General features: G+C 68.1%; 18 protein-coding genes and 1 pseudogene. 16 read left to right on the top strand and 3 right to left on the bottom strand.

Features of this window, described 5'->3' with window-relative positions:
• The first annotated feature begins 441 nt into the window (after positions 1 to 441).
• The 8 genes from DSM100685_RS08545 to DSM100685_RS08510 are packed head-to-tail and all read left to right on the top strand — an operon-like array spanning position 442 to position 9,670.
• On the top strand, positions 442 to 1,395 hold the full coding sequence (locus DSM100685_RS08545; RefSeq protein ID WP_152350924.1) for an ABC transporter ATP-binding protein: 954 nt from the start codon (positions 442 to 444) through the stop codon (positions 1,393 to 1,395).
• Positions 1,392 to 3,056 carry an ABC transporter permease gene (locus DSM100685_RS08540; protein ID WP_152350923.1) on the top strand — a complete coding sequence of 555 codons (1,665 nt, stop codon included), beginning with the start codon at positions 1,392 to 1,394 and terminating at the stop codon, positions 3,054 to 3,056. Before DSM100685_RS08545 ends, DSM100685_RS08540 begins: the two co-directional genes overlap by 4 nt.
• Positions 3,057 to 3,089: 33 nt before the next feature.
• Entirely contained in the window at positions 3,090 to 4,529 is a 1,440-nt protein-coding gene (gene dacB, locus DSM100685_RS08535) for a D-alanyl-D-alanine carboxypeptidase/D-alanyl-D-alanine endopeptidase (protein ID WP_152350922.1), read from the top strand.
• Positions 4,530 to 4,575: 46 nt separating this feature from the next.
• Positions 4,576 to 5,760 (top strand): tRNA lysidine(34) synthetase TilS, encoded by a 1,185-nt coding sequence (tilS, locus tag DSM100685_RS08530; RefSeq protein ID WP_152350921.1) that lies wholly within the window; start codon positions 4,576 to 4,578, stop codon positions 5,758 to 5,760.
• Positions 5,747 to 6,310 carry a hypoxanthine phosphoribosyltransferase gene (gene hpt / locus DSM100685_RS08525; RefSeq protein ID WP_152350920.1) on the top strand — a complete coding sequence of 188 codons (564 nt, stop codon included), beginning with the start codon at positions 5,747 to 5,749 and terminating at the stop codon, positions 6,308 to 6,310. The genes tilS and hpt overlap by 14 nt, the downstream gene beginning before the upstream one ends.
• Positions 6,307 to 8,394 carry an ATP-dependent zinc metalloprotease FtsH gene (gene ftsH / locus DSM100685_RS08520; protein WP_152350919.1) on the top strand — a complete coding sequence of 696 codons (2,088 nt, stop codon included), beginning with the start codon at positions 6,307 to 6,309 and terminating at the stop codon, positions 8,392 to 8,394. The genes hpt and ftsH overlap by 4 nt, the downstream gene beginning before the upstream one ends.
• 8 nt (positions 8,395 to 8,402) lie before the next feature.
• The gene (locus DSM100685_RS08515; RefSeq protein ID WP_152350918.1) at positions 8,403 to 9,125 is read left to right on the top strand and encodes a 2-amino-4-hydroxy-6-hydroxymethyldihydropteridine diphosphokinase; all 723 of its coding nucleotides are present in this window, start codon (positions 8,403 to 8,405) and stop codon (positions 9,123 to 9,125) included.
• On the top strand, positions 9,122 to 9,670 hold the full coding sequence (locus DSM100685_RS08510; protein WP_152350917.1) for a DUF3180 domain-containing protein: 549 nt from the start codon (positions 9,122 to 9,124) through the stop codon (positions 9,668 to 9,670). The genes DSM100685_RS08515 and DSM100685_RS08510 overlap by 4 nt, the downstream gene beginning before the upstream one ends.
• A gap of 139 nt (positions 9,671 to 9,809) precedes the next feature.
• Here the strand turns inward: DSM100685_RS08510 and DSM100685_RS08505 are convergent, their stop codons facing one another.
• Positions 9,810 to 10,730, bottom strand: a complete 921-nt coding sequence (locus DSM100685_RS08505; protein ID WP_152350916.1) for an acyl-CoA thioesterase — start codon at positions 10,728 to 10,730, stop codon at positions 9,810 to 9,812.
• A gap of 299 nt (positions 10,731 to 11,029) precedes the next feature.
• Between DSM100685_RS08505 and DSM100685_RS08500 the strand changes: the two genes are divergently transcribed.
• From DSM100685_RS08500 to DSM100685_RS08480, 6 genes and pseudogenes are all read left to right on the top strand, one after another.
• A complete protein-coding gene (locus tag DSM100685_RS08500) occupies positions 11,030 to 12,346 on the top strand; it encodes an MFS transporter (protein ID WP_152350915.1) in 1,317 nt (438 codons plus the stop codon).
• A gap of 307 nt (positions 12,347 to 12,653) precedes the next feature.
• Positions 12,654 to 13,997, top strand: a complete 1,344-nt coding sequence (locus DSM100685_RS08495) for a glycoside hydrolase family 27 protein (protein WP_152350938.1) — start codon at positions 12,654 to 12,656, stop codon at positions 13,995 to 13,997.
• Positions 13,998 to 14,007: 10 nt separating this feature from the next.
• Positions 14,008 to 15,960: pseudogene (locus tag DSM100685_RS08490) on the top strand (alpha-galactosidase); the annotation flags it as partial.
• A 66-nt stretch (positions 15,961 to 16,026) separates the two neighbouring features.
• Positions 16,027 to 16,347, top strand: coding sequence for a GH36 C-terminal domain-containing protein (locus DSM100685_RS10980; RefSeq protein WP_275576236.1), 321 nt, complete (start codon positions 16,027 to 16,029; stop codon positions 16,345 to 16,347).
• A gap of 217 nt (positions 16,348 to 16,564) precedes the next feature.
• Positions 16,565 to 18,733, top strand: a complete 2,169-nt coding sequence (locus DSM100685_RS08485; RefSeq protein WP_239512724.1) for a glycoside hydrolase family 31 protein — start codon at positions 16,565 to 16,567, stop codon at positions 18,731 to 18,733.
• 67 nt (positions 18,734 to 18,800) lie between these two features.
• Positions 18,801 to 19,880 carry a LacI family DNA-binding transcriptional regulator gene (locus DSM100685_RS08480; RefSeq protein ID WP_152350914.1) on the top strand — a complete coding sequence of 360 codons (1,080 nt, stop codon included), beginning with the start codon at positions 18,801 to 18,803 and terminating at the stop codon, positions 19,878 to 19,880.
• On the opposite strand, the gene DSM100685_RS08475 is transcribed toward DSM100685_RS08480, so the two are convergent.
• Positions 19,846 to 20,754 (bottom strand): AraC family transcriptional regulator, encoded by a 909-nt coding sequence (locus DSM100685_RS08475; RefSeq protein ID WP_152350913.1) that lies wholly within the window; start codon positions 20,752 to 20,754, stop codon positions 19,846 to 19,848. The genes DSM100685_RS08480 and DSM100685_RS08475 overlap by 35 nt on opposite strands.
• Positions 20,755 to 20,759: 5 nt before the next feature.
• Positions 20,760 to 21,800, bottom strand: a complete 1,041-nt coding sequence (locus DSM100685_RS08470) for a LacI family DNA-binding transcriptional regulator (protein WP_152350912.1) — start codon at positions 21,798 to 21,800, stop codon at positions 20,760 to 20,762.
• 402 nt (positions 21,801 to 22,202) lie between these two features.
• Between DSM100685_RS08470 and DSM100685_RS08465 the strand changes: the two genes are divergently transcribed.
• Together DSM100685_RS08465 and DSM100685_RS08460 are read left to right on the top strand one after the other, a co-directional pair.
• A complete protein-coding gene (locus tag DSM100685_RS08465; RefSeq protein ID WP_163201091.1) occupies positions 22,203 to 23,813 on the top strand; it encodes a type 2 periplasmic-binding domain-containing protein in 1,611 nt (536 codons plus the stop codon).
• Between the two features lie 103 nt (positions 23,814 to 23,916).
• The gene (locus tag DSM100685_RS08460; RefSeq protein ID WP_152350910.1) at positions 23,917 to 24,882 is read left to right on the top strand and encodes an ABC transporter permease; all 966 of its coding nucleotides are present in this window, start codon (positions 23,917 to 23,919) and stop codon (positions 24,880 to 24,882) included.
• The last annotated feature ends 6 nt before the right edge of the window (positions 24,883 to 24,888 follow it).

The raw sequence follows: 24,888 nt of genomic DNA, 5'->3' as shown, positions 1-24,888 counted from the left end.
AGTCTCGCCCGCAGGGCGAGTCGATAATTGCAGGGCCGGAGGCGAGCCACCAAGGAAGCCCGGTGGGCTTTCCGTAGTCTCGATCCGCGCCGCCTTACGCGAGCCGCGACCGTTGTGTCTTGGATCGCATCCGTTTTCCGTTTTGGTGGCGTTTTGAGACACAGATGGGGTCCGTTGTGTCTTGGATCGCATCCATTTTTCGTTGTGGTGGTGGTCCAAGACACGACAGGACCTTGCCGTGTCTCAATCCGCATCCATTCGCGTAATTGGGTGCGGATTAAGACACAAATGCCCCGCACTGTGTCTTGGATTACACCCATTTCCCAAGATGGCGGCATTTTGGGACACAGTGGCCGGCCGTCCCGCGCATAGGCACATGAACATCCGGTGAACGCCGTGCCGCTCCGGCGCGCCGCATGCGTTCGCCGGTAGGCTCGAATCATGACAGTCAACACCGAGCCCGCATCCGTCGGGTATGTTCCCGTCCCGCCCGATCCGTCCGCCGCCGTGTCCATCCGCGGCCTCGTCAAGGTGTTCGACCGCAAGGTTGCGGTCGACGGCCTCGCGCTGGACATCCCGGTCGGCTCGTTCTACGGTCTCGTCGGACCGAACGGCGCCGGCAAGACCACCACGCTCAACATGCTGACCGGCCTGCTGCGCCCCGACGCCGGCAGCGCGATGATCCTCGGCCGGGACGTGTGGAGCGACGTGAACGCCGCCAAGCGCGCGATCGGCGTGATGCCGCAGCCCGACCAGATCTTCGACCGCCTGACCGGCCTGCAGCTGCTCGTCTACGCCGGCATGCTGCGCGGCATGCGGCGCGACGAGGTGGTCCGGCGCGCGAACGACCTCCTCTCCGCGTTCGACCTCACGGACGCGGCCGGCAAGATGGTCACCGACTATTCGGCCGGCATGACCAAGAAGATCTGCCTCGCCACCGCGATGATCCACAGCCCGCGCATTCTGGTGCTCGACGAGCCGTTCGAGTCCGTGGACCCGGTCTCCAGCGCGAACCTCAAGGACATCCTGCTCGAATACGCGCGCACCGGCGGCACGGTGATCATCTCCTCGCACGTCATGGCGCTGGTGGAGAGAATGTGCACGCATGTGGCGATCGTGAACCACGGGCAGGTGTGCGCGGCCGGCACGGTGGACGAGGTCGCGGCCGGCGAGGATCTCGAGGACCGGTTCATGCAGCTGGTCGGCGGGCGCCACGCCGCCGCCCGGATCGACTGGCTCAACGGCGGGGCCGGCGAGGCGGACGGTTCCGCCGCCGGCACCGGGCCGACCGGGCCGACCGAGCCGACCGCTCCGACGGGATTCGCCCCAGCGCCGCAGCCCATGCAGCCGCCGCAAGCCGCGCAGCCCCCGCAGTTCCCGGAGAACGCGCGATGAGCGCCGTCGCCACCATCGTGCGCCTGCGCTGGGCCCTCACCATCGCGGCGATGCGCAAGTCCTCCGCCCAGACCGTCGGCTACGTGATCGGCATCGTCATGGGGCTCGGCGCCGTGGCGTTCGTGGCCGCCCTTGCGTTCGCCCTCGGCTCCCACCGCGCCGATCCCGGCCAGTTCCACGCGGCCACGGTGCTGACCGGCGGGTTCCTCATGATCTCGGTCATCATGGTGCAGGTCCTGTACTTGGGCCAGGGCTCCACGCTGAGCCCCGCCAAGTTCGCGCTCTACGGCATCCCCGACCGCGATCTGGGCCTCGGCCTGCTCGCCGCCGGTCTGGCCGGCCTGCCGTCGATCATGGGCACGGTCGCGCTGCTGCTCTGGTCCGCGGCGTTCCGCTCGTTCGGCCCCGCCGCCGTGATCGCGCAGCTCGTGGCCGCCCCGCTGGCGATCCTCACGGCCATGAGCCTGTCCAAGCTGGTGATCTCCGCGGCCACCACGCTGGTGCGCTCCACGCGCGGCCGCAACGCGTTCTACATCATCGCGGTGCTCGGCTTCGTGCTCATCTGCCAGATTCCGAGCCTCGTGGCCAACGGCACGATCGGCGCGACCAACATGGTCGGCTCGCCCGCGTACGGCGTGCACGGCGTCGCGGACATCGAATTCGGATCCCTGTCCGGCACGGCCGCCGTCTTCGCGTGGACCCCGTTCGGAGCGGCCTTCCAGCTGCCGTTCGACGTCATGACCGGCGCGTGGGGAGCCCTCGCCGCGCGCGTCGCGATCATCGCCGCCACCGTCGCGCTGTGCTTCCTGGGCGTCACGGCCTGCCTGCGCCGCGACCGCCTCACCGTGGGCGCCGCCGCGCAGACCGTCACCGTCAAGGGGCTCGGCGCGTTCGGCCACACTGCGGACTCGCCGTCCGGGGCGGTCTGCGCGCGCCTGTTCACGTACCTGAAGCGCGACCCCCGCCAGACCGTGCTGTTCGCCATGCCGATCCTCTTCGTGGCGCTCATGGCAATTCAGGCGCACGGCATGAACGACATCGTCTGGACCGGCCTGCTCATGAGCGGCTGGTTCATGTTCATCGCCGAGGGCAACGGGCTCTCCTACGACGGCCGCGGCTACGCCATGGAGGTGATCGCCGGCGCGAGCGGCTTCGACGACCGCCGGGGCCGCGTCCGCCTGCTCGCCGGGATCGCCACCGCGTACCTGCTGGTCCTCGCCGCCGCCATCCTCGCGTTCACCGGCGACTGGCGCGGCGGCACGGGACTGGCGGTCGGCCTGACCTTCACGCTCGGCTCGCTGGGCCTCGCCTACGCGGCGCTCGGCATGGCGGAGGTGGTCTCCGTGGTCCTCATGTACCCGGTGCCGTCGATCGACAAGCCGTTCTCCTCGCCGCAGGGGCGCGCGATGGCGCAGGGCTTCTTCCCGCTCGTGCAGATGCTCGGCACCCCGCTCCTGTTCCTGCCCGGCGGCGTGATCGTGGCCGTGCTGGGCTTCACGGGCGCGCTCGCGGACGGGCGCTTCTGGCTGATCGGGCCGGTCGCGCTGGCCAACGGTCTGGCCGCGCTGGCGCTCGGGACGTGGCTGGGCGGTAAGCTGTTGGATGCGCGCTCGCTGAGCGTGCTCCACACGTTGGACGGGTTCGCAAGCCTGCAGAAGTAGGCGGAACCCGCGGATAGAGGGAGATGATGGCCGGTGACCTCACGGCATACCAGACGCCATCGCCGGCCGTGGACGGTCGGCGCGAGCGTGGGCGCGACGATCGTCCTGTGCGCCGGAGCGATCGCCGGCGACCTCGTGGACGTGATCCCCGGCCCGCTGACCATCCACCCCGTCGCCGTCCGCACGTTCGACGACCCGCGCGGCTCCTACGCCTCCGGGCAGCTCGTGCGGGCGCTGGAGGAGGGGCCGGCCGTGGACGCCAACGCCGTCAACGCGCTCGCCGACGCGTTCGCCGCCTCGCAGGGCGTGGGCGCCGACTATTCGCTCATCGTGGCCGACGCGCAGGGCAACGCGATCGTGGACCGCAACGGCTCGGCCGTGCGCGAACCCGCCTCCACCATGAAGACGCTCACCGCGTTCGCCGCCACCCGCGCGCTCGACATGGACTCGACGCTCGACACGTCCACGCGGCTCGTCTACGACGCGGCCACGCAGAAGGCCACCGTCACGCTCACCGGCGAGGGCAACATGCTGCTCGGCACGGGGGCGAGCGACCTCGACCACGTCAACGGCCGCGCCGGACTCGGCACGCTGGCCGCGCAGACCGCCGACGCCCTGCGCGCACGAGGCATCACGCGCGTGAGCCTCGTCTACGACGACTCCCTGTTCGGCTCAGACCGCACGCCGCCCGGCATCGAGCAGAACAACGCCGAACACCGCTACGCCACGGACGTCTCCTCCATGGCCGTGGACTCCGGGCGCAACTGGACGGGCATGACCAAGCCGTCCGACCCGGATTCCGGGCACGTCTACCCGCCCATGTCCACCACCACCGCGCACGACGCGGCCTCCGTGTTCGCCGCGCGACTGCGCGAACAGGGCGTCACGGTGGACGGCGAACCGGTCTCCGGAGCCACGCCCGAGGGCGTCTCGCCGATCGCCACCGTGCATTCGGCCACGCTGGGCGAGATCATGACGTACATGCTGCGCAACTCGGACAACACCGAGGCCGAGCTGTTCGGCCGCCTCGTCGGGCTCAGGACCGGGGCGGAGAACTCCCCGGCCGGCGCCGCGTCCGCCGTGCGCGCCCAGCTCGAACAGGCCGACGTCCCGCTCGACGGGCTGCACATGGCCGACTGCTCCGGCCTGTCGCCGGGCTCGCAGCTCGCCGCGAACACGCTCATCCACGTGCAGGAGGCCATCATGGCGTCCCCGTCCTCCGCCGCCGCGAACGAGGGGCTGCCCGTGAGCGGGCTGACCGGCACCGCGCGCACCCGCTCGTTCACGTCCGACGCCAAGGGTCTGGTGCGCCTCAAGACCGGAAGCCTGACGGGCGTGCGGTCCATGGCCGGCAACATCTCGCGCGTCAAGGGCGGCATGCTGTACTTCGCGGTGATCGTGAACAACTCGCAGGACACGTACGCCGCCAACGAAGCGATCGACAAGCTCGTCTCCGGTCTGGTGAACCTGTAGCGGCCGGCGGCGCGAACGGCACCCACAACACGGCAGGAGATTCGCAATGGCATATTCCACGGCGCTGCGCAAGGCCATCGGCGACCTGCGCGCATGCCTGGGCCGGCACGGGCTCGAACGCCAGTCGGCGCGGTTCGCCGAACACGGCGAGCACGAGCCCGCGGCCGACGCCCCGCTCGTGCTCGCCGCCTGCTCGGGCGGGCGCGACTCCATGGCCCTCGCGGCCGTGGCGAGGACGGTGTGCGGCATGCTCGGCCTGCGCTGCGGCGCGGCGATCGTCGACCACGGCATGCAGCCCGGTTCCGCGGCGGTCGCGGCCGAGACGGCCGACCGCTGCCGCGCGCTTGGGCTCCGCCCGGTGGACGTGCGCCGCGTGCATGTGCCGCTCGGCCGGGGCGACGGCGCGGAGGCCGCGGCGCGCGACGCCCGGTACGCGGCACTGTGCGAGCTGGCCGCGGAGCGGGGCGCCGCGCTGGTGCTGCTGGCCCACACACGCGACGACCAGGCGGAGACCGTGCTCATCGGGCTGGCGCGCAGCGGGGGACTGGACGCGATCGTGGGCATGCCGGAGACGACCGTGCGCATGACGGGAACAGACGGCGGCGCAGTGGAGTTCGGCACCGGGAAGTTCGGTGCAGTGGAGTTCGGCTCCGGGACGCCCGGCACGGCGGTGCGGTTCGCGCGGCCGTGGCTGGACGTGACCCGCGCGCAGACCACCGCGATCTGCCGCGAACTGGGGCTCGACTGGTGGGACGACCCGACCAACGGCGACGCCGTGCCGGCCGGACAATCATTGGACGGCTCATACCCGCTGCGCTCGCGCATCCGCCACGATCTGGTGCCCGCCATGGCCCGCTGCTGGGGCGCCGACCCGTCCGCGCGTCTCGCCGCCGGCGCCGCGAGCGCCCGTCTGGACGCCGACTATCTGGACGGGCGGGCCGCCGAACTCGCCGAACGCGCGCTGACCGTCGTGCGGGAGGAGGAGCGTTCTGTCGCGCGCCTCGACGCCGCCGCGCTTGCGGCCGAACACCCCGCGCTGCGCCGCCGCGTGATCGTCCGGGCCCTGCGCGCGCTCGCCATCCCCGTCGCCGCAACGCACGTCGAGGCCGTCGACCGGCTCGTCACCGACTGGCACGGACAGCGTCCGCTGGCCCTTCCCAGCCAATGCTCAGCAAGCCGTAAGGGTCACGTCATTGAAGTGTGCGAAGATAGACGGCATGCGAATCGCTGACATTCAAGACGACATCGACCATGAACTGGTCTCCAAGGAACAGATCGAAGCCAAAATCAAGGACATCGCCGCACGCGTGAGCGACGACTACCGGGACAAGGACCCGCTGGTCATCGCCGTGCTTAAGGGCGCCGTGAACACGGTCGTCGCGTTCACGCAGGCGCTGAGCATCCCCGTGCAGATGGACTTCATGAGTCTGTCGAGCTACGGCTCCGGCACCGAGTCCAGCGGCACCATCACCGTGCGCCAGGACCTGTCCACGGATGTTCGCGGTCGGCACATCCTCATCGCCGAGGATATTGTGGATTCCGGCCGCACCCTCGCATGGCTGGTGGAGGAGCTCAAGCGCCGCGGGGCGGCCAGCGTTGAGATCTTCGCGCTGCTGGAGAAGCCGGCGAGGCGCGAAGTGGAAGTGGACGTGAAGTACAAGGGATTTGAAATCCCCGACGAATTCGTCGTCGGATTCGGCTTGGACTACGACGAGCGGTACCGCAACCTCGATTCGATCGCCGTGCTCAAGCCGAGCGTATACCAAGGAGATGAGGCATGAGTTTCCCCCAAGGGCCGCAGGGGCCCGGCAATAACGGCCCCAACAACGGCAACCCGTTCACCAACCCGAACCGCGGGAGCAACGGGAACGGCCAGCAGAACGGCAAGAAGCCGTTCTGGCAGTCGCCGTGGCTGTGGATCGTGGTGGTGGTGCTGCTCGCCATGAGCGCGTTCTCCATGTTCCAGATGAGCGGCACGCAGACCATCGACACCAAGGACGGCCTCGCGCTCATCCAGAACGGGCAGGCCACCTACGCGCAGATCACCGACAACACGCAGAAGGTGCGGCTCGAGCTCAAGAGCGACTTCACCAAGACCGACCCGACCACCGGGCGCGTGAAGAACTACGGCAAGGACGTGCAGTTCTACTACACGTTCGCGCAGGGCGCGCAGATCTCGCAGACCATCCAGGACGCCAACCTCACCAAGGGCTGGACGTCCAACATGCAGCAGACCAGCATGCTGAGCTATCTGGTCACCTCCATCCTGCCGTTCATCATCTTCTTCGGCCTGTTCTGGTTCCTCATGAGCCGCATGCAGGGCGCGTCCGGCATGTTCGGCTTCGGCGGCAAGAAGAACAACGGCAAGCTGCTCGAGGGCCAGACGCCCAAGACCAAGTTCGCGGACGTGGCCGGCGAGGACGAGGCGCTGCAGGAGGTCGAGGAGATCAAGGACTTCCTCAAGGACCCGGCCAAGTACAAGGCCCTCGGCGCCCGCATCCCGCGCGGCGTGCTGCTGTACGGTCCCCCCGGCACCGGCAAGACGCTGCTCGCGCGCGCCATCGCCGGCGAGGCGGGCGTGCCGTTCTACGCCATGGCGGGCTCCGACTTCGTGGAGATGTTCGTGGGCCTCGGCGCCTCCCGCGTGCGCGACCTGTTCGACGAGGCGAAGAAGAACGCCCCGGCCATCATCTTCATCGACGAGATCGACGCCGTGGGCCGCAAGCGCGGCTCCGGCATGGGCGGCGGCCACGACGAGCGCGAGCAGACCCTGAACCAGCTGCTCGTGGAGATGGACGGCTTCGACAACGACACCAACCTCATCATCATCGCCGCGACGAACCGCCCCGACGTGCTCGACCCGGCCCTGCTGCGCCCCGGCCGCTTCGACCGCCAGGTGGGCGTGGCCGCCCCGGACCTCGAGGGCCGTGAGGCGATCCTCAAGGTGCACGCCAAGGGCAAGCCGTTCGTGCCGGACGTGGACCTGCACACCGTGGCCGTGCGCACGCCGGGCTTCACCGGCGCCGATCTGGCCAACGTGCTCAACGAGGCCGCGCTGCTGTGCGCCCGCGCCGGAGCCCAGCTCATCGATAACCGCGCCATCGACGAGGCCATCGACCGCGTGCAGGCCGGCCCGCGCCGCAAGTCCAAGGGCATGGCCCTCGAGGAGCTGCGCAACACCGCGTACCACGAGGGCGGCCATGCGCTCGTCGCCGCTGCGCTGCACAACACGGACCCGGTCACCAAGGTCACCATCCTGCCGCGAGGCCGCGCGCTCGGCTACACGGCCGTCATGCCCACGTCCGACCGCTATTCGCAGTCGCGCAACGAGCTGCTCGACCAGATGGCCTACGCCATGGGCGGCCGCACCGCGGAGGAGATCGTCTTCCACGACCCGACCACCGGCGCCTCCAACGACATCGAGAAGGCCACCAAGATCGCCCGCACGATGGTCGTGGAGTACGGCTTCTCGTCCAAGCTCGGCGCCATCAAGTGGGCCGACGACGATGACCAGACCACGGTGATGGACGGCCTCGCGCCGCGCAAGTACTCCGACCGCACCGCCGAGATCATCGACGAGGAGGTCCTGAAGCTCGTGGAGACCGCGCACACCGAGGCGTGGAACATTATCAACGAGAACCGCGACGTGCTCGACGAGCTCGTGCGCCAGCTTCTCGTCAAGGAGACCCTCAACGAGAAGGAGCTCGCCGCCATCTTCGCCAACCTCAAGAAGGCGCCGGTGCGCGAGACCTGGCTGTCGAACGACCGCCGCCCCGACTCCGACCAGCCGCCGGTCCCGATCCCCGAGGACCTCAAGCGCTCGGCCGGCATCGCCACGGGTTCCAACGCGGGGGCCAACCAGTGAGCTCATCCATGACGGACCATGCAGTCGATTCCGCGGACGAGGGAGGGCTGCGCGCGCGGGTCACGCTGACCGTGCCCGCGGCCCTCGCCGCCAAGCTCGCGTCCGGCGCGCACGTGGACGTGGTCGTGCACGGCGCCGACGGATTCGCGGCGCTCGTGGCCGACGCGGATGTGGAGCTGACCACCCCGGACGGCACGCCGCTGGACGCCTCGGCCCCCGGTGCGGGCGCGTCCGGCTCCGCCGACGACACGCCGGCCACGCCGCGCAAGGCCATCATCTCCATGGAAAGCACGGACCCCCGCGCCGAGCGCATGTTCCGTGAGGCCGTGGTCACGCTCGACGGCATCCCCGGCGTGGAGATCACCGGCATCTCGCCGCTGTACAGCGTCACCAACTTCGACGGTCCCGACGCGTTCACCGCCGTGGCGACCGTGAGCGCCAAGCTCGGCCCCAAGGCGCTGCTCGGCGCGCTCCAGACCATCGAATCCGGGCACGACGGGCGTCTCGATCTGGACATCGTGGACTACGAGGGCGTCACCAGCGACGACCCCGAGCTCACTATCCCGTGGCCGTCCGCCATGCAGCGGGCCGCCATCCTCTCGCCGTTGCTCGACCTCGACGAGGACGCGCACATCGGCAAGGAGCCGGTCTCCTTCCTGCTCGCCATGGCCAACGACGCACCACGCGTGGGCGCGCTGTCCGCGAACTGGATCCTCGGGGGAGGCGTATGAGCGCCCGCCGCACGCCGTGGTGGCACTACGCCGTGGGCATCGTGCTCGGACTGGTCTTCGGCGGCGGCGTCGCGCTGATCGGCGAGGCCAACGACCTGGCCGTGGTCGGCGCGCCGTGGATCGTGCCGATCGTGCTGGGCATCCTCGGCGTGGTGGTGTTCGCCATGGCCTGGCAGGTGCGACAGTACGTCAAGGGCAAGCGCAAGTACCTCAACCCGGCCGTCTCCGTGTACGCGCTCGTGCTCTCCAAGGCGCTGGGGCTCGCCGCCGCCGCGCTGCTCGGCTGGTATGCGGGCCAGCTGCTCGTGAGCCTCGGCCACGCGGACGCGCCCTTCTACGCCAATGCGATGGTGGAGTGCGGCGTGAGCGCCGTGGTGTGCATCGCCGATTTGGCGGTGGGCATCGTGGGGGAGTGGTTCTGCCAGCTGCCCCCGAACGAGGGCCCCGAGCATCCCAAGGCCAAGGCCGCCGAGCGCCAGCGCAAGCTGGCCGCCGCATCCCCGGCCCCGGCCGAATCGGTCGCCTCGCGGCCGGAACGCAAATAGCGGGCGGATAACGGGCCGGCGGCGCGCGGACGATCATCCGGCTGCGAACCATGAATCCGGCACAACAACAAATCAGGCTCCCCGAACGGGGAGCCTGATTGCGTATGGCGGGTCCTTGGGCGGAATCGCCTCGCCGCTCTCACTCCTTCGGCGGGTTCGGCACGCGAACCATGGCCTCCTGCGCCATGGCGGCCACGAGCTCGCCGTCGCGCGAATACACCTTCGCGGTGGCCAGCCCCCGCCCGTGCGCGGCGGTGGGCGTGTCCTGCACGTAGAGGTGCCACTCGCTCACGTCGATGTCGCGGTACCACCACATGGAGTGGTCGATCGTGGCGTACGAGATGCCCTGCGTCATGAAGCTCAGGCCGGCGCGGCGCACGATCGGTTCCATCATGATCTGATCGCAGCCGAGCGCCAGAATCGCGCGGTTCATGGTCTGCGACACGTCCACCGTGCCGTCCGTGCGCATCCACACCATCTGCTTGCCGGAGCGGTGCTCCGGGTCGGCGGCGGTCTTGTCGGAACCGAGCATCACCGTGGAGGTGACGTGGCGGATGTCGAACGGCGACTGCTTGGCGTAGTAGTTGGCGAACGGCGACTTGTCAGCGAACGGCGTCATGAGGTCCTTCGCGCTTTTGAGCGACTCGGGGTCCGGCACGTCGGCGGGCATCGGGTCGGCGAACTCCACGCCGGTCTGGCCCTTGGCCTGGAAGCTGGCGATGGCGGTGAGGATCGCGCCCTCCGACTGCGTGGCGTTGACGCGGCGCGCGGAGAACGAACGGCCGTCGCGCAGGGTCTCCACGTCGAACAGCACGTCCTGATGGATGTCGCCCGCGGCGATGAAATAGCCGTGGATGGAGTGCGGCAGACGGCCCGACGGCACGGTCTTGGCGGCGGCGATGACGCTCTGCGCGATCACCTGACCGCCGTACACGCGGCCGGTGGGGAAGTACAGGCTCTCGCCGTTGATGTACGTGTGGCTGCGGTATTGGGACGGCTCGCCGAGTTCCAGCACCTTCACCAGATGCTCCAGCGGGGTGACGGTCTTCGTCTGCGCCATGGTCCTAATCCTCGTTTCCTCGGCTGTTCGCCGGCTCGTTTGTAGTTCCGCATTGCAGTCTAGCGGCCCGGCGTAAAGAACGGCTAACGACGTGTAACGAGTTCGTGAGCAAGATGAACGGCGGGTAAGGGAATGTCGGGTTTGGCTTGCCGGCCCGCCGGTTCGATGTTGTCCCCGTTTGCCGCGGAAAATTATGAATCGATTCACATTTATCGTGTTCTTCGGCTTTTTGCGTCTTTGGTCGTGCTATTTTCTCCTGTGGGTTAACGTTAACTTAACCGCATACCAGGAGGGAACACATGACCAACCAAACCGTGTCCGCCGAGGCGGACGAGCTGGAACAGGACGAGGCGATGGCCGCCGAATCCGAATCTGAATCCAAGTCCAGCGTCACCAACGAGCAGCAGCCGAAGCTGCCGTACGTTCTGTGCGCGGGCCTGTTTCTGGGTCCGCTGACGTGGATGGGTCCGGTGGGCGGCGGCCGCAACGTCCTCACCCCGCAGATCTTCAGCGACATCGACCCGGCCGGCAAGGTCGCCGCGGTCGCGCTGCTGTCGTCCTTCGTCTCGCTCGCGGGCCTGATCGCCAACTTCGTGTTCGGCGCCCTGTCCGACGTGACCCGCACCCGCTGGGGCAAGCGCAAGCCGTACATCGTCGGCGGCCTGATCATCCAGGCGCTGCTGTTCGTGTTCATCGCCAACGCCGGCTCCATCCCCGCGATCATCGGCGGATGGGTGCTCGTCGCCATCGCCGAGAACGCGGTCGCCGCCTCCATGGTGGCCCAGCAGTCCGACCGCATCGCACCGCGCTGGCGCGGCACCGCCTCCATGTGCTGGGGCGTGGGCTGGACCTGCTGCCAGGTCATCACCATCATCGCCTCGCAGTTCCTCGACCGTCCGCAGCTCGGCATGTACGTGCTCGCCGGCATCTCGCTGGTGCTCGGTCTGGGCCACGTCCTGCTCATGAACGAGAAGTCCAACCTCGACGAGCCTCGTATGAAGTTCGACTCCGGCTCCCTGCTCAGCCACTTCTTCCTGCCCATCCACGGCGCGCGCGACTACTATCTGGCGCTCGGCGGCAAGCTGCTCATGGTCATCGGCGGCACCTGCGTGGGCCTGTACCAGCTGTACATCTTCACCGACTACATCCACCTGGACATCAACGCCACCAAGCTCGCCATGTCCACCATGACGACCATCTCCCTGATCACCGGCATCATCTTCGGCATCATCGCGGGTCCGCTCGCGGACAAGTTCGGCCGCCTCAAGGCCCCGGTCGCCATCTCCGTGATCTTCATCGGCATCGCCGCGGTCTTCCCGTTCTTCTTTCCGTACGCGTGGGCCATGTACGTGTTCGGCATCATCTCCGGCATCGCCAACGGCGTGTACAACTCGGTCGACGGCGCGCTGAACCTCGCCGTGCTGCCGAACAAGGAGACGGCCGGCAAGGACCTCGGCATCATCAACTTCGCCAACACGCTCTCGCAGATCATCGGCACGGCCATCGCCGGCGGCATCATCACCGTGTTCGGCTCCTACCGCGCGGTCTTCCCGGCGGCGTTCGTCATCGCGCTGCTCGGCGCCTGCCTGTTCTTCATGATCAAGAAAGTCAAGTAGCGCAGGTTCGCATTTTCGATTCGTGTGGTGGTTTCCGGGGAAGTCCGGAGATGGCGATCACGCCGTTCGGCGGTTTTCCGTCGGCGATATTCCGGATGATCGCGAAAAACCACCACATGAATCGAAAATATGCGGCCGCCGCCGTGGAGTGCGTGGCGTGTTAGAGCAGGTACAACGTTAAACTAACCTTTATATGACGATGTTCGCCCGAACATCCGTGATTGCATTCCATTCAAGGGGGAATATTATGACGGCTTCCCGCAACCCCGTCGCACATACTTCCGCGCCCAAGGCATGGCGTCCGCCGATGGGCTGGAACAGCTGGGATTCGTACGGCACCACCGTCACCGAGGACGAGGTGCTCGCCAATGCGCGCGCCATGGCCGCCGAACTCAAGCCGGCCGGCTGGGACACCCTCGTGGTGGACATCGCCTGGTACGACCCGACCGCCCGCGCGCACGGCTACAACGAGAACGCGCCGCTCGTGCTCGACGCGTACGGCCGGCAGATGCCCGACCCGGTGCGTTTCCCGTCCGCGGCCGGCGGCAGGGGCTTCGGCCCGCTCGCCGCGGCCGTTCACGAGCTCGGCCTCAAGTTCGGCATCCACGTGATGCGGGGCATTCCGCGCATCGCCGTGGAGAAGGACCTTCCCGTGTACGGCACCGACTACACCGCCCGTCAGGTCGCGGACCTGAAGCACGTGTGCCGCTGGAACCCGGACAACTACGGCCTTGATCAGTCCCATCCCGGCGCGCAGGCCTGGTACGACGCGCAGCTCGACCAGTTCGCGCAGTGGGGCGTCGACTACCTCAAGGTGGACGACATGCAGACGCCGTTCTACTCCGAGGAGATCCACGCCTACCACAAGGCCATCGAGAAGGCCGAGCGCAAGCACGGCCGCCCGATGGTCCTCTCCTTGTCCCCGGGCGGCTGGGTGCCCACCACGCATGTGGACTTCCTGCGCGGCAACGCCGAACTGTGGCGCATCTCCGACGACCTGTGGGACAAGTGGAGCGACGTCGAGGCCCAGTTCGCACGCCTCGCCCGCTGGGCGCCGCTGCAGACCAACGGGCACTGGGCCGACGCCGACATGCTGCCGCTCGGGCACATCGGCCTGCGGGCCGAGCGCGGCGACGACCGCCAGAGCAAACTCACCTACGACGAGCAGCGAACCATCCTCACCCTGTGGTGCATGGGACGCTCGCCGCTCATGGTCGGCGGCGACCTGCCGACCAGCGACCGCGAAACCATGCGGCTGCTCGCCAACCCCGTTCTGCGCGAGGTGACCGCCGGCAGCGCGAACAACGGCGAAATCGTCCGCGAGCCGATCCGACGCCACTGGTGGGAGGACGACAGCTATCTGGGCGACTACATCGTGTGGAAGGCCGACGCCGCCGACTGGGCGGACGGCACCGCTTCCGCGCATGCGGGAGGGCATTACGCGGCTCTGTTCTGGACCGGCGACGAGCCGCGCGAGTGCGAGCTGGCGCTTCAGAGCGTGGTCGGGATCGGGGCGCGTAACGAGCCGTGGACGGTCACGGACCTGTGGGGCGGTGCCGATCTTCGCGTCGAGGACGAGGGCGCCGATCGCGTGGTCAAGGCCACCGTGCCGGCGCACGGCGTGGTCTGGTTCGCGCTCGATCCGCGCTGACGACGACGGAATGCGACCAACGAAAGCGAGAAGCGTCATGAACGACCTCATCACCGTGCGCGAGCCGGAATCGCCGGCGTGCCCGCAATTCCACCTGACCAACGGCAAGGTGAGCATGATCCTCGCCGTGGCGGCCGGCAAGCTCGTCAACCTGCACACCGGCGCGCCCATGCCGGACCGCGGCGACTTCGGCTATCTGCTCGAGGACCGCTTCCGCGTGCTCGCCACCGTGCGGCAGGACGGCGACAGCCGCTACGTGGAGTTCCTGCGCCAGGAGTTCCCCGAATACGGACGCGGCGACTTCCGGCTTCCCGCCGTCTCCGTCGCGCAGCCGAACGGTTCGCGCCTGACGGACTTGAAGTACGCCGGCTACCGGATCGAGGCCGGCAAGCCGCGGCTCGCCGGGCTGCCCGCCACGCGCGTGGATGACGGCGACGAGGACGCCGCGCGGACCCTGTTCGTGGACCTGCGCGACGACCTGACCGGACTGACGGTCACGCTCGCCTACACCATCTTCCGCGACGAGCCGGTGATCGCCCGCAGCGCGGTGGCGCGCAACGACGGCGACGGCCCGCTGGACCTCGAGCGGATCATGAGCCTGAGCCTCGACCTGCCCGACCGCGACTGGACCATGACCGAGTTCATGGGCGCGTGGGCGCGCGAACGCCGGCCGTTCACCCAGCCGCTGCACCCCGGCGTGCAGGGCGTCGGGTCCCTGAGGGGCGCGAGCGGCCCGTTCGCCAACCCCACGGCCGTGTTCGCCCGGCCGCACGCGGACGAGGACTAGGGCGAGGCGTTCGGCGTCGCGTTCGTCTATTCCGGCAACTTCGACCTGCACGCCGAAGTGGACACCTTCGACGCCACGCGCATCCAGCTCGGCATCAACGACTTCAACTTCCGCTGGCGGCTTGAACCGGGCGAGGCGTTCCAGGCGCCCGAGGCCCTGCTCGCCTACTCCGACCACGGCCTCAACGCGCTGAGCCACGCCTTCCACAACACGGTGCGCGACCGGCTGGCCCGCGAGCCGTGGCGGCACCGCGAACGCCCGGTGCTCATCAACAACTGGGAGGCCACGTACTTCGACTTCACCGAGGACCGGCTGCTGGAGCTCGCCCGCACGGCCAAACGCGCCGGCATCGAGCTGTTCGTGCTCGACGACGGCTGGTTCGGCCGCGGCGGCCACGCGCGCACGTCGGACAGCGCGGGGCTCGGCGACTGGACGCCCAACCCGGACCGCCTGCCGGACGGCATCGCCGGCATCGCGCGGAAGATCAACGATCTGGGCATGAAGTTCGGCCTGTGGTTCGAGCCGGAGATGATCAACGAGGCGTCCGACCTGTTCGAGGCGCATCCCGACTGGGTGCTCTCCACCCCGGGGCGCGACCGGTCCGTCTACCGCCATCAGTACGTGCTCAACTTCGCGAACCCGGCCGTGGTGGACCACATTTTCGACCGGCTGCACGCGCTGCTCGCCGGCGCGAACGTGGCGTACGTCAAGTGGGACATGAACCGCTTCGTCACCGAGGCGTACGACGCCACGCGCGGCGCCGAGCGGCAGGGCGAGGTGATGCACCGGTACATTCTGGGGGTCTACGACCTGTATGAGCGCCTGCTCGCCGCATTCCCGGAGCTCATCATCGAGGGCTGCGCGTCCGGCGGCGCGCGCTTCGACCTGGGCATCCTCGCGTATTCGCCGCAGATCTGGACCAGCGACGACACCGACGCCGTGGAGCGTCTCGGCATCCAGTGGGGCACGAGCTACGTGTACCCGGTCGAGGCCATGGGCGCGCACGTGTCCATCACGCCGAACCACCAGACCGGCCGTTCGGAGCCGTTGAACACGCGCGCGAACGTGGCCCTGTTCGGCACGTTCGGCTACGAGATGGATCTGACCCGCGCGTCCGCGGAGGATCTGGAGGCGATCCGCTCGCAGGTCGCGTTCTTCAAGCGCTTCGGGCCGCTCGTGCATTGGGGCGACTTCCACCGCCTGCGCTCGCCGTTCGCGCCCGACCGCCGGTCCGCCGCATGGATGGTCGTCGCCATGGACGGCTCCGAGGCGCTGGTGGCCGACTATGCGATCCTGTGCCAGCCGAACCGGCCGAACACGCGGCTTCGCCTGCGCGGACTGGAGCCGGAGGCGCTGTACCGCGTGCGGACGGTGGACCCGAGCGCGTGGGACTGGCCAGGTGCCAATGCCGGGAACGCCGGGAATGCCGGGGACGAAGGCCGGACGGAGGAGGACCGGTCGTTCGTTCGCTCCGGCGCCGAGCTCATGCACATCGGCATCAACGACACCGACCTCGGCGGACGTGACTTCGCGTCCCGGCTGTATCTGGTCACGCGGCTGTAGCATCCGGGTCCCGCGCGGGGCCGACGCTGGTGGGCCCGGGAATGGTTCGGGGAGGGTCCGGGAAGCACGCCGGACCATCCCCGAACCTTTTATCGTGAAGGTTCCACACCGGGAACATGAGGGGCGTTCCGCGCCACGCCGAAATTGTAACGCTATAATTATAGCGCTACAATAAAGCCCTGTCAGGCCAGGGACACCAACAGGGCAAAGGAGCGACATGGTCCAGCAGACACAAAGCCAGACATCCAATGACGTGAGCGTGGAAAGCGCGGGCGCCGAGGCCGCGGGCGGGGACATCGCCGCGCAGGTCTTCCGGGCGGATCCGGACGGCATGGCAATCGAATGGACCACGGCGGGGGAGTACGTCCGCGTCGAGGCGTGGGGCGCCAACAGCCTGCGCGTGCGCGCCCGACTCATGGAGCGTCCGCTGGACGCCGATTGGGCCCTGCTGCCCCGTGACGAGGTCGCCGCGAACAACGCGGACAAGGCGAACGGCGGGGATGGCCGTCCCGCCGCGAAACCCTCCGTGTCCATCGACCACGACGCCGTCTTCGCCGTCATCTCCAACGGGGGGATCGCCGCGCGCCTCGACGTGTACGGCTGGAACAAGGACCGCATGCGCATCACGTTCCTCAACGCCCGCGGCGAGGTGCTGCTGCGCGAATCCACGGACGGCGGCGCCCTGCGTCTGCGCGCCCGCGACCATCATCCGCTGCCGTCCGGCGGCGAGGCCCCCGTGGCGAGCTTCGAGCCCCCGGCCGGCGAGCATCTGTACGGCATGGGCGAGTACCAGCAGCCCGTGCTGGACCTCAAGGGCTCCACGCTCGAACTCGCCCACCGCAACTCGCAGGTGTCCGTGCCGTTCGTGGTCTCCTCGAAGGGCTACGGGTTCCTGTGGCACAACCCGTCCGTGGGGCAGGTCACCTTCGGCCTCAACGAAACCCGCTGGCAATCCGACTTCAGCGACCAGATCGACTACTGGATCACCGCCGGGGACACCCCCGCCCAGATCGAACGCCAGTACGCGGACGCGACCGGCCACGCGCCCGTGATGCCCGAGTGGGGCATGGGCTTCTGGCAGTGCAAGCTGCGCTACTGGAATCAGGAGCAGCTGCTCGGCGTGGCCCGCGAGTTCAAGCGCCGCAACATTCCGATCGACGTGATCGTGATCGACTTCTTCCACTGGCCGCTCATGGGCGACTTCCGATTCGACGAGGAGTTCTGGCCCGACGTGAAGGCCATGACCGACGAGCTGCACTCCCTCGGCATCAGGCTCATGGTCTCCGTGTGGCCGCAGGTCGACCTCAAGTCCGAGAACTACGACGAGATGCGCCGGCGCAACTTCCTCGCCAAAACCCGCACCGGCAAGGACGTGGGCATGTGGTGGCCCCGCGACAGCCAGTTCTTCGACGCCACGAACCCCGAGGCCCGCGCATGGGTGTGGGCGAAGATCAAGCGCAACTACACCGACTTGGGCGTGGACGCCTTCTGGCTGGACGAGGCCGAGCCGGAGTGGGGCGGCGACTACGACTACACGCACTACCTGTTCCACATCGGGCCGGTCGGCAAGGTCGGCAACGTGTACCCGTCCCTGTACAACAAGACGTTCTACGACGGCCAGGTCTCGATCGGGCGCGAGAACGACGCCGTGAACCTCTCGCGCGCCGCGTGGGCCGGCTCCCAGCGCTACGGCACGCTCGTATGGTCGGGCGACGTGCACTCCACGTTCGAGGACCTCAGGGCCCAGATCACCTGCGCGATCCACATGGGCGCGGCCGGCATCCCGTGGTTCACCACGGACATGGGCGGCTTCGCGGGCGGCGACATCACCACCCCCGAGTTCAGGGAGCTGTTCGTGCGCTGGTGCCAGTTCGCGTGCTTCTGCCCGGTCATGCGCAACCACGGCGACCGCGGCCCGAACCCGCGGCAGATCACGGACAAGCGCGGCAACGAGGTGACGCACGTGCACACCGGCAACGACAACGAGCCGTGGAGCTTCGGGCCGGACGTGGAGCGCGTGATGGTCAGGTACATCCGTCTGCGCGAGGCCATGCGCCCGTACGTGCGCGAGCTGTTCCGCGGGGCCCACGAGGACGGCCAGCCGCTGGTGCGCGGCCTGTTCTACGAGTTCCCCGGCGACGAGGCGGCGGCGAACGTGGCCGACGAGTACCTGTTCGGCCCCGACCTGCTGGTCGCCCCGGTGACCGAGGCGGGCGCGGAGGGGCGCGACGTGTACCTGCCCGGCGACGGGTCGGTGACGTGGACGAACCTGCACGACGGCCGCGCATACCCGGGCGGGCGCACGATCCACGCGGACGCGCCCCTCGACGTGATCCCCGTCTTCGCCCGCGACGGCCGCGACCACGGTCTGGCCGGCCTGATCTGATTGCCTCCGGTTCCGGTTGCGCCGGCCGTCGGAGGTCGACCGTGGCGGACCTGCGATAATGGGCATCATGATCACCCTTGACGATGTCGCGGCGCGGGCGGGCGTGTCGCGCATGACCGCGTCGAACGCCCTGCACGGCAAAAGCGTCGTGCGCCCCGCCACGGCCGCCCGCGTGCTGGCCGCCGCCCGCGAGCTCGGCTACCAGCCCAATCTGGCCGCGCGCCAGCTGACCCGCAGCCGCACCCACGTGATCGGCCTGACGCTGGCGGACATCGACCTCGGGTTCCCCGCCGATCTGGCCGCGCAGGTCTCCGACCTCGCCTACGGGCGCGGATACCAGACGCTCGTGCAGCAGACCCGCTACTCCGCCGGCCATGAGCGGACGCTGCTGGCCAGCGCCAGCGCGCAGGTGTGCGACGGCATGGTCGTTTGCTGGCCGCGCATCGCCCCGGAGGAGATGACGGCGTTCGCCGCGGTCCGTCCCGTCGTGGCGTTCGACGGCTTCGGCATGGAGGGGCTCGTGGACTGCGTGTTCACGCCGTGCGAGGACGGCTCCGCGGCGGCGGTCCGGCATCTGGCCGCCGCCGGATGCCGCAGGATCCTCGTGGTCGGCGCCGCATGGCGGGCTCCGGACGACCTGGCGCGGAACGCCGGCGACTCGGCCTCGCGCCGACTGCTGGGCGCCGCCCGCGCGCTCGACGAACTCGGCCTGTCCTACGCGCCGGACACCGTGCTGCCGTGCGGCTGGGGGCGCGGCGACGAGGCATACGCGCTGGGCAGGCGCCTCGCGGAACGGCTCGGGGCCGACCCCGGGGCGTTCGACGGCGTGTTCTGCCTCAACGATCCGATTGCCCTCGGCGTGCTCAAGGCGCTGACGGACGGCGGCGTGCGCGTGCCCGACGACGTGGCGGTGATCGGCTTCGACGGTTCGGTCGAGGGGACGTGGACCACGCCCGGGCTGACCAGCGTGCGCGTCGATCCGCGCGATGTGGCGGACGCGTGCCTCGGCATGCTGGTCGGGCGCATCGAGTCCACGCCCGTCACGCGCGCGAAACCCGCGGTTGGGACGGCGCCGGGCGGTCAGCTGCCGCCGCGCGCGGAAACGGCCGGATTCACAATCGAGACGCGGGGGAGCGCCGAACGGTAGGCGGCCGGTACTGCTCCACCACCAGATCGTCCGGGGCGCTGAACCGCTCGCGGAAATCGCGCGGGCTCATGCCCATGATCCGCTTGAAGCTCTTGGAGAACGCGAACGGCGTGGCGTAGCCGTAGCGTTCGGCGAGCTGCGCGATCGGCACGGGGGAGTGCCTGATGTCCTCGGCGGCCTGGAATATCTTGGCCTTCATGATGAAGATCTTCGGCGTGATCTTGAGGTTGGTCTGGAACACCGTGCACAGGTAGGCGCGGCTGATGTACAGCGCCGCGGCCACGTCGGCCACCTGCAGCGGCTCGTTGATGTGCTCGTGGATGTAGTTGACCGCCGCGTCCAGATAGCGGTTGTCGCGCGGGTCCAGATCCTCGGCCACGGACGTGACCGAGCCGATGAGCGTGGACAGAAACGCGAGCAGCAGGCCCTGCAGCATCATGCCGTTGGAGTAGGAGCGGTCCGAGTAGGCGAGCATGTGCCCCACGATCTCGTCGAACGGCGTGACGTCCTCGAGGTTGAGCACCGGCTTGAGGACGGTGAAGCCGCAGCGCTGCAGCACGTCGCCCGCGTCCGGGCCGTCGAAGTTCACCCAGCACAGGCTCCACGGCTGCGGCGCGTGGAAGTCGGTGTGGTAGAAGGTCGGCACGTCCTTGGGGATGGCAAAGGCCTGACCCGCGCGGACGTGGTGGTTCACGCCGTCGAGCATGAACTCCCCCCGCCCGGAGAGCACGACGCGCACCGAGACGTCGTCACGCACGTTCGGTCCCCACGAGGAGCGGGTCACGCCCTCCTCGCGCGCGGCTCCTCGGAAGAGGATGCGCGGCGGCTTCACGTCGTGCGTGACGGTGACGGTCAGCATGGGGTCGTCGGGCATGGCCGTCACCTGGTGGATTCGCGTTCCGTGAGGGAGAAGCCCACGATCGTCCGGGTGGGCGGCAACGGGTCGCCGGTGTGCTCGATCTGCCGTGCGAGCGTCATCACCGCCAGCTGGGCGAGCTGGTCCATGTCCACGGTGATCGTGGTCAGGGACGGGATGGTGAATCCCCCCTCGCGCACGCCGTCGAAGCCGATCACGCGCACGTCCTCCGGCACGCGCACGCCGCGGTCGGCGAGCCCCCTGATCAGGCCGATGGCCGAGGAATCGTTGAAACAGAACAGGCCGTCGAACCGCAGCCCGTCGTCCGCGAGCCGATGCCCGGACTCCAGTGCGTATTCCTCGGACATGCCCCTCAAGGGGATGACCGTCGACTCGTTGTACGGCAGGCCCAGCTCGATGAGCGCCGACTTGGCGCCCCTCAGGCGCAGTTTCCTCGGCGTCGGGTCGCTCATGAACGCGAGCTTGTCCATGTACGGCGGACCGACGATGCCGATGCGCCGGCATCCGCGGTCGGCGAGGTGCCGGACCGCGGCCCGCGCGCCCTCCTCGTTGGGAAAGGTGATGGAGGAGACCAGCGGATGCTCGTCGCACGAGTCGATGAGCACGGCCGGCTTGCCTTTGCGGATGGAGCTCACCAGCTCGCCGGTGAGGCTCGAGGCGTGGATGATCACGCCGTCGGCCAGCGCGCCGGCGATCCGGGTGTTGGTCAGCGCCGACTCGGCCTGCGCGGGGGAGTAGCCGGTCTGCTGGAGGAACGGGATCATGCCCCTGTCGGCGATGGCGCGGGACAGCGACTGGATGAGCCTCGAATAGAACGGGATGTCGTATTCGTTGACGATGACCTGCACGATATTGCTGCGGCCGGTCTTGAGGATGGAGGCCGAGGTGTTGCCCTCGTAGCCGAGCCGTGCGGCCACGTCGCGGATCATGTCGCGGGTCGCGTCGCTGACGCCGGGCTTGTCCCGCAGCGCCTTGGAGACGGTCATCATCGAGACCCCGGCTTCGGCGGCGACGTCCTTGAGCGTTACCGAATTGCGATTCATTGGTGGTTCCTTGTATGGGTGTTCTGCTGCGCCGTTGGGTTAGCAAACCGTATGCGTAACCTTCGGTAAGCAGATTAGCGTTAACTTGACGTTTGGCGTAATCGCCGGAGTGTTGGGCCGGCAAGCGCTTGCTGATGAAGGGGAAACCCTTTGAAAATACACGTTTGTAGCGCTATAACAATGTATGGTGCGAGGAGTTTACAAATGGATATGTTTTGTTGACGATTGGGAGCGAAACCCCGGTGGGGGCCGTATCCTCCGGCTTTATGATCATTATCGTTAACCTTGAAAACAAGGTGAACGCCACGGAGCGAGTCCGCGGCGGGGATGCCGAAGCGGACAGGACGTCGACGTCGGTCAACGCATCCCGTGCATGAAGGAACATGCGAGAAAGGAACAACGATGACAAAGGACCTGAAGAAGAAGGCCGTGACCGCCATCGCCGGCGTGAGCGCGCTGACCATGGCGCTGTCCGCCTGCGGAGGCAGCGGCGATGCGGCCGCGCAGCAGCTCGACAAGGACGGCAAGCCCCTGGTGAAGGTGATGTTCCAGTCCGCCTCCAACCAGTCGATCGCCACCATGGGCACCTGGATCAACGGCCTGCAGGAGGCCTGCGGCTGCACCATCGAGTGGTCCGAGGTACAGGACTCCCAGTGGACCCAGCAGAAGGCCGCCACCCTGACCGGCGGCAACCCGGCCGACCTGTCCATCCGCGCCTACCACCCGTCCGACGCCCAGAAGTACCCGTTCTTCGAGGACCTCTCCCAGCACCTCGACCAGATGCCGAACGTGCAGGCGTTCTTCGCGCAGCAGCCCGTCGCCAAGGCCATGGTCACCACCCCGGACGGCAAGATGTACACCCTGCCGCGCTACCAGGGCAAGATCTCCAAGGCCTCCGGCCAGCACCTGTTCATCAATAAGACCTGGCTGGACAAGCTGGGCCTCCAGGTCCCGCAGACCTGGGACGAGCTCCTGAAGGTCATGGAGGCCTTCAAGACCCAGGATCCGAACGGCAACGGCAAGGCCGACGAGATCCCGTACGCCATGCGCAACATCAGCACCACCGACGTCGGCTGGTGGAGCCCGTTCCTGTTCCTCAACTCCACCGGCATCTCCACGCAGTTCAACAACAGCCCGTCGCGCTTCGGCGGCTACGTGGACAACGGCACGGTCAAGAACTACCTGGTGTCCGACCAGTTCCGCGAGGTCGTCGAGTTCCTGCACACCATGATCGAGAAGGGCTACAGCCCCAAGGACTCCCTGACCCAGGAATCCTCCAAGTACTACGCCTCCCTGCAGGGCGCCGACGACAACAAGACCGCCACCGTGGGCCTCGCGATCACCAACACCACCGACGCCTTCGGCACCGGCCTCATGGACCAGTACGAGGCCATCCCGTGGCCCTCCTCCGCACCCGGCGTCACCGCCGTGGCCGACCACTCGCAGGACGAGGGCGCGTTCGACGACTACGCCGTGGCCGTGCGCGCGGGCGCCCCGAACATGGACACCATCATCAAGCTCATCAACGCCATGTACGGCGAGGACCTGTCCGTCCAGCAGCGCTACGGCACCCTCGGCGACTGGGTGACCAAGAACGGCGACCACACCTACACCGTGAGCGACAAGTTCTTCAAGCTGACCGCCAATGACAAGAACCCGGCCTTCGCCGACCGCTTCGCCGGCTGGATCTCCGACGACTGGACCATCAAGGGCGACGCCAGCACCGAGCGCCTGCTCGCCACCGACGAGGTCTACAAGGACCAGATCGCCGCCGTGGGCGACGACTACTTCCCGGTCTCCATCGTCCCGAGCGACGAGGACGCCACCACGCTGTCCAACAACTCCGCCACCTACCTGTCCACCGCGCTGCCGAAGGCCGCCGACTGGATGCAGAACGGCGGTCTGGACGACGCCTCCTGGAAGGCCTACGTCGACGGCATCACGCCGATGGGCATCGAGGAGAACAACCAGATCTGGCAGAAGTGGCTGGACGAGGCCAAGAAGAAGGCCTGACCGGCCGGCCGCGGCCATTGCGGGCGCGGCCGGGGAACGCCTCGGCCGCACCCGGAACGGCGGCACTTGGACCACACATCCGAATTCGATAAGGAAGAAAGCAATGGAAAGCGTTAAGGAGCAGGGGGGCGCCCCCGCCGTGGTGGACAACGTCGAGGCCGCCCGCCGCGCGCCGCTGCCGGTCCGATTGGGGCGGCACTTCAGGAAGTATTGGCAGCTGTGGACCTTCGCGCTGCCCGCGATGATCTTCGTGGTCATCTTCGCCTACGTGCCCATGTACGGCTTGGGGCTGGCGTTCAAGAACTACGATCCGCGCAAGGGCATCACCGGCGGCAAGTTCGTGGGATTCAAGTACTTCCAGCAGTTCTTCCAGAACCCGCAGTTCTGGCCCATCATGCGCAACACGATCAACATCGCCGTGCAGACCGTGGCCTTCGGATTCATCTTCCCGATCATCCTGGCGCTGCTCATCAACCAGATCCACTCCATGAAGGTGAAGAGCTTCGTGCAGACCATCACCTACATGCCGCACTTCATCTCCGTGGTGGTCATGGTCTCCATGATCAACATCTTCCTCACCCCGGATTCCGGCATCCTCGGCCGCTTCTTCGGCGAGCAGAGCCTGCTGGCGTACCCGAGCTGGTTCGCCCCGATCTACTGGATCACCGAAGTCTGGCAGCACTGCGGCTGGAACTGCATCATCTACCTCGCCGCGCTGTCCGCCGTCGACGTGTCCCTGTACGAGGCCGCCAAGATCGACGGCGCCGGCCGACTGCGCCTCATCTGGTCCGTCGACCTGCCGACCATCCTGCCCACCTGCGTGATCATGCTGATCCTCAACCTCGGCGGCATCCTGAACGTCGGCTTCGACAAGACCTACCTGCTCCAGAACGCCCTGAACCAGCCCGGTTCCGAGGTCATCTCCACATACGTCTACAAGATGGGTATTCTCAACGGCCAGATCTCGCTGTCCACGGCGGTCGGCCTGTTCAACACCCTCATCAACTTCTTCTTCCTGGTGGCGGCCAACTTCATCTCGAAGAAGGTCTCCGACACCAGCATCTTCTAAGGACGG

Origin of the sequence: Bifidobacterium avesanii (genome assembly GCF_009299475.1) — a bacterium.
In the GTDB taxonomy this organism is placed as follows: Bacteria; Actinomycetota; Actinomycetes; order Actinomycetales; family Bifidobacteriaceae; genus Bifidobacterium; species Bifidobacterium avesanii.
Note: the sequence above shows the minus strand (reverse complement) of the source record. Positions and strands in the feature narration are given on the sequence as shown.

Bases quoted from the DNA above. Each gene is read 5' to 3' on its own strand.
- DSM100685_RS08480 (WP_152350914.1), top strand. From the start codon at position 18,801: ATGATCACCCTTGACGATGTCGCGGCGCGGGCGGGCGTGTCGCGCATG.
- DSM100685_RS08465 (WP_163201091.1), top strand. From the start codon at position 22,203: ATGACAAAGGACCTGAAGAAGAAGGCCGTGACCGCCATCGCCGGCGTG.
- DSM100685_RS08500 (WP_152350915.1), top strand. From the start codon at position 11,030: ATGACCAACCAAACCGTGTCCGCCGAGGCGGACGAGCTGGAACAGGAC.
- hpt (WP_152350920.1), top strand. From the start codon at position 5,747: ATGCGAATCGCTGACATTCAAGACGACATCGACCATGAACTGGTCTCC.
- DSM100685_RS08505 (WP_152350916.1), bottom strand. From the start codon at position 10,730: ATGGCGCAGACGAAGACCGTCACCCCGCTGGAGCATCTGGTGAAGGTG.
- DSM100685_RS08545 (WP_152350924.1), top strand. From the start codon at position 442: ATGACAGTCAACACCGAGCCCGCATCCGTCGGGTATGTTCCCGTCCCG.
- ftsH (WP_152350919.1), top strand. From the start codon at position 6,307: ATGAGTTTCCCCCAAGGGCCGCAGGGGCCCGGCAATAACGGCCCCAAC.
- DSM100685_RS08495 (WP_152350938.1), top strand. From the start codon at position 12,654: ATGGGCTGGAACAGCTGGGATTCGTACGGCACCACCGTCACCGAGGAC.
- DSM100685_RS08540 (WP_152350923.1), top strand. From the start codon at position 1,392: ATGAGCGCCGTCGCCACCATCGTGCGCCTGCGCTGGGCCCTCACCATC.
- DSM100685_RS08475 (WP_152350913.1), bottom strand. From the start codon at position 20,754: ATGCCCGACGACCCCATGCTGACCGTCACCGTCACGCACGACGTGAAG.
- DSM100685_RS08470 (WP_152350912.1), bottom strand. From the start codon at position 21,800: ATGAATCGCAATTCGGTAACGCTCAAGGACGTCGCCGCCGAAGCCGGG.
- DSM100685_RS10980 (WP_275576236.1), top strand. From the start codon at position 16,027: ATGGTCGTCGCCATGGACGGCTCCGAGGCGCTGGTGGCCGACTATGCG.
- tilS (WP_152350921.1), top strand. From the start codon at position 4,576: ATGGCATATTCCACGGCGCTGCGCAAGGCCATCGGCGACCTGCGCGCA.
- DSM100685_RS08485 (WP_239512724.1), top strand. From the start codon at position 16,565: ATGGTCCAGCAGACACAAAGCCAGACATCCAATGACGTGAGCGTGGAA.
- DSM100685_RS08460 (WP_152350910.1), top strand. From the start codon at position 23,917: ATGGAAAGCGTTAAGGAGCAGGGGGGCGCCCCCGCCGTGGTGGACAAC.
- DSM100685_RS08510 (WP_152350917.1), top strand. From the start codon at position 9,122: ATGAGCGCCCGCCGCACGCCGTGGTGGCACTACGCCGTGGGCATCGTG.
- DSM100685_RS08515 (WP_152350918.1), top strand. From the start codon at position 8,403: ATGACGGACCATGCAGTCGATTCCGCGGACGAGGGAGGGCTGCGCGCG.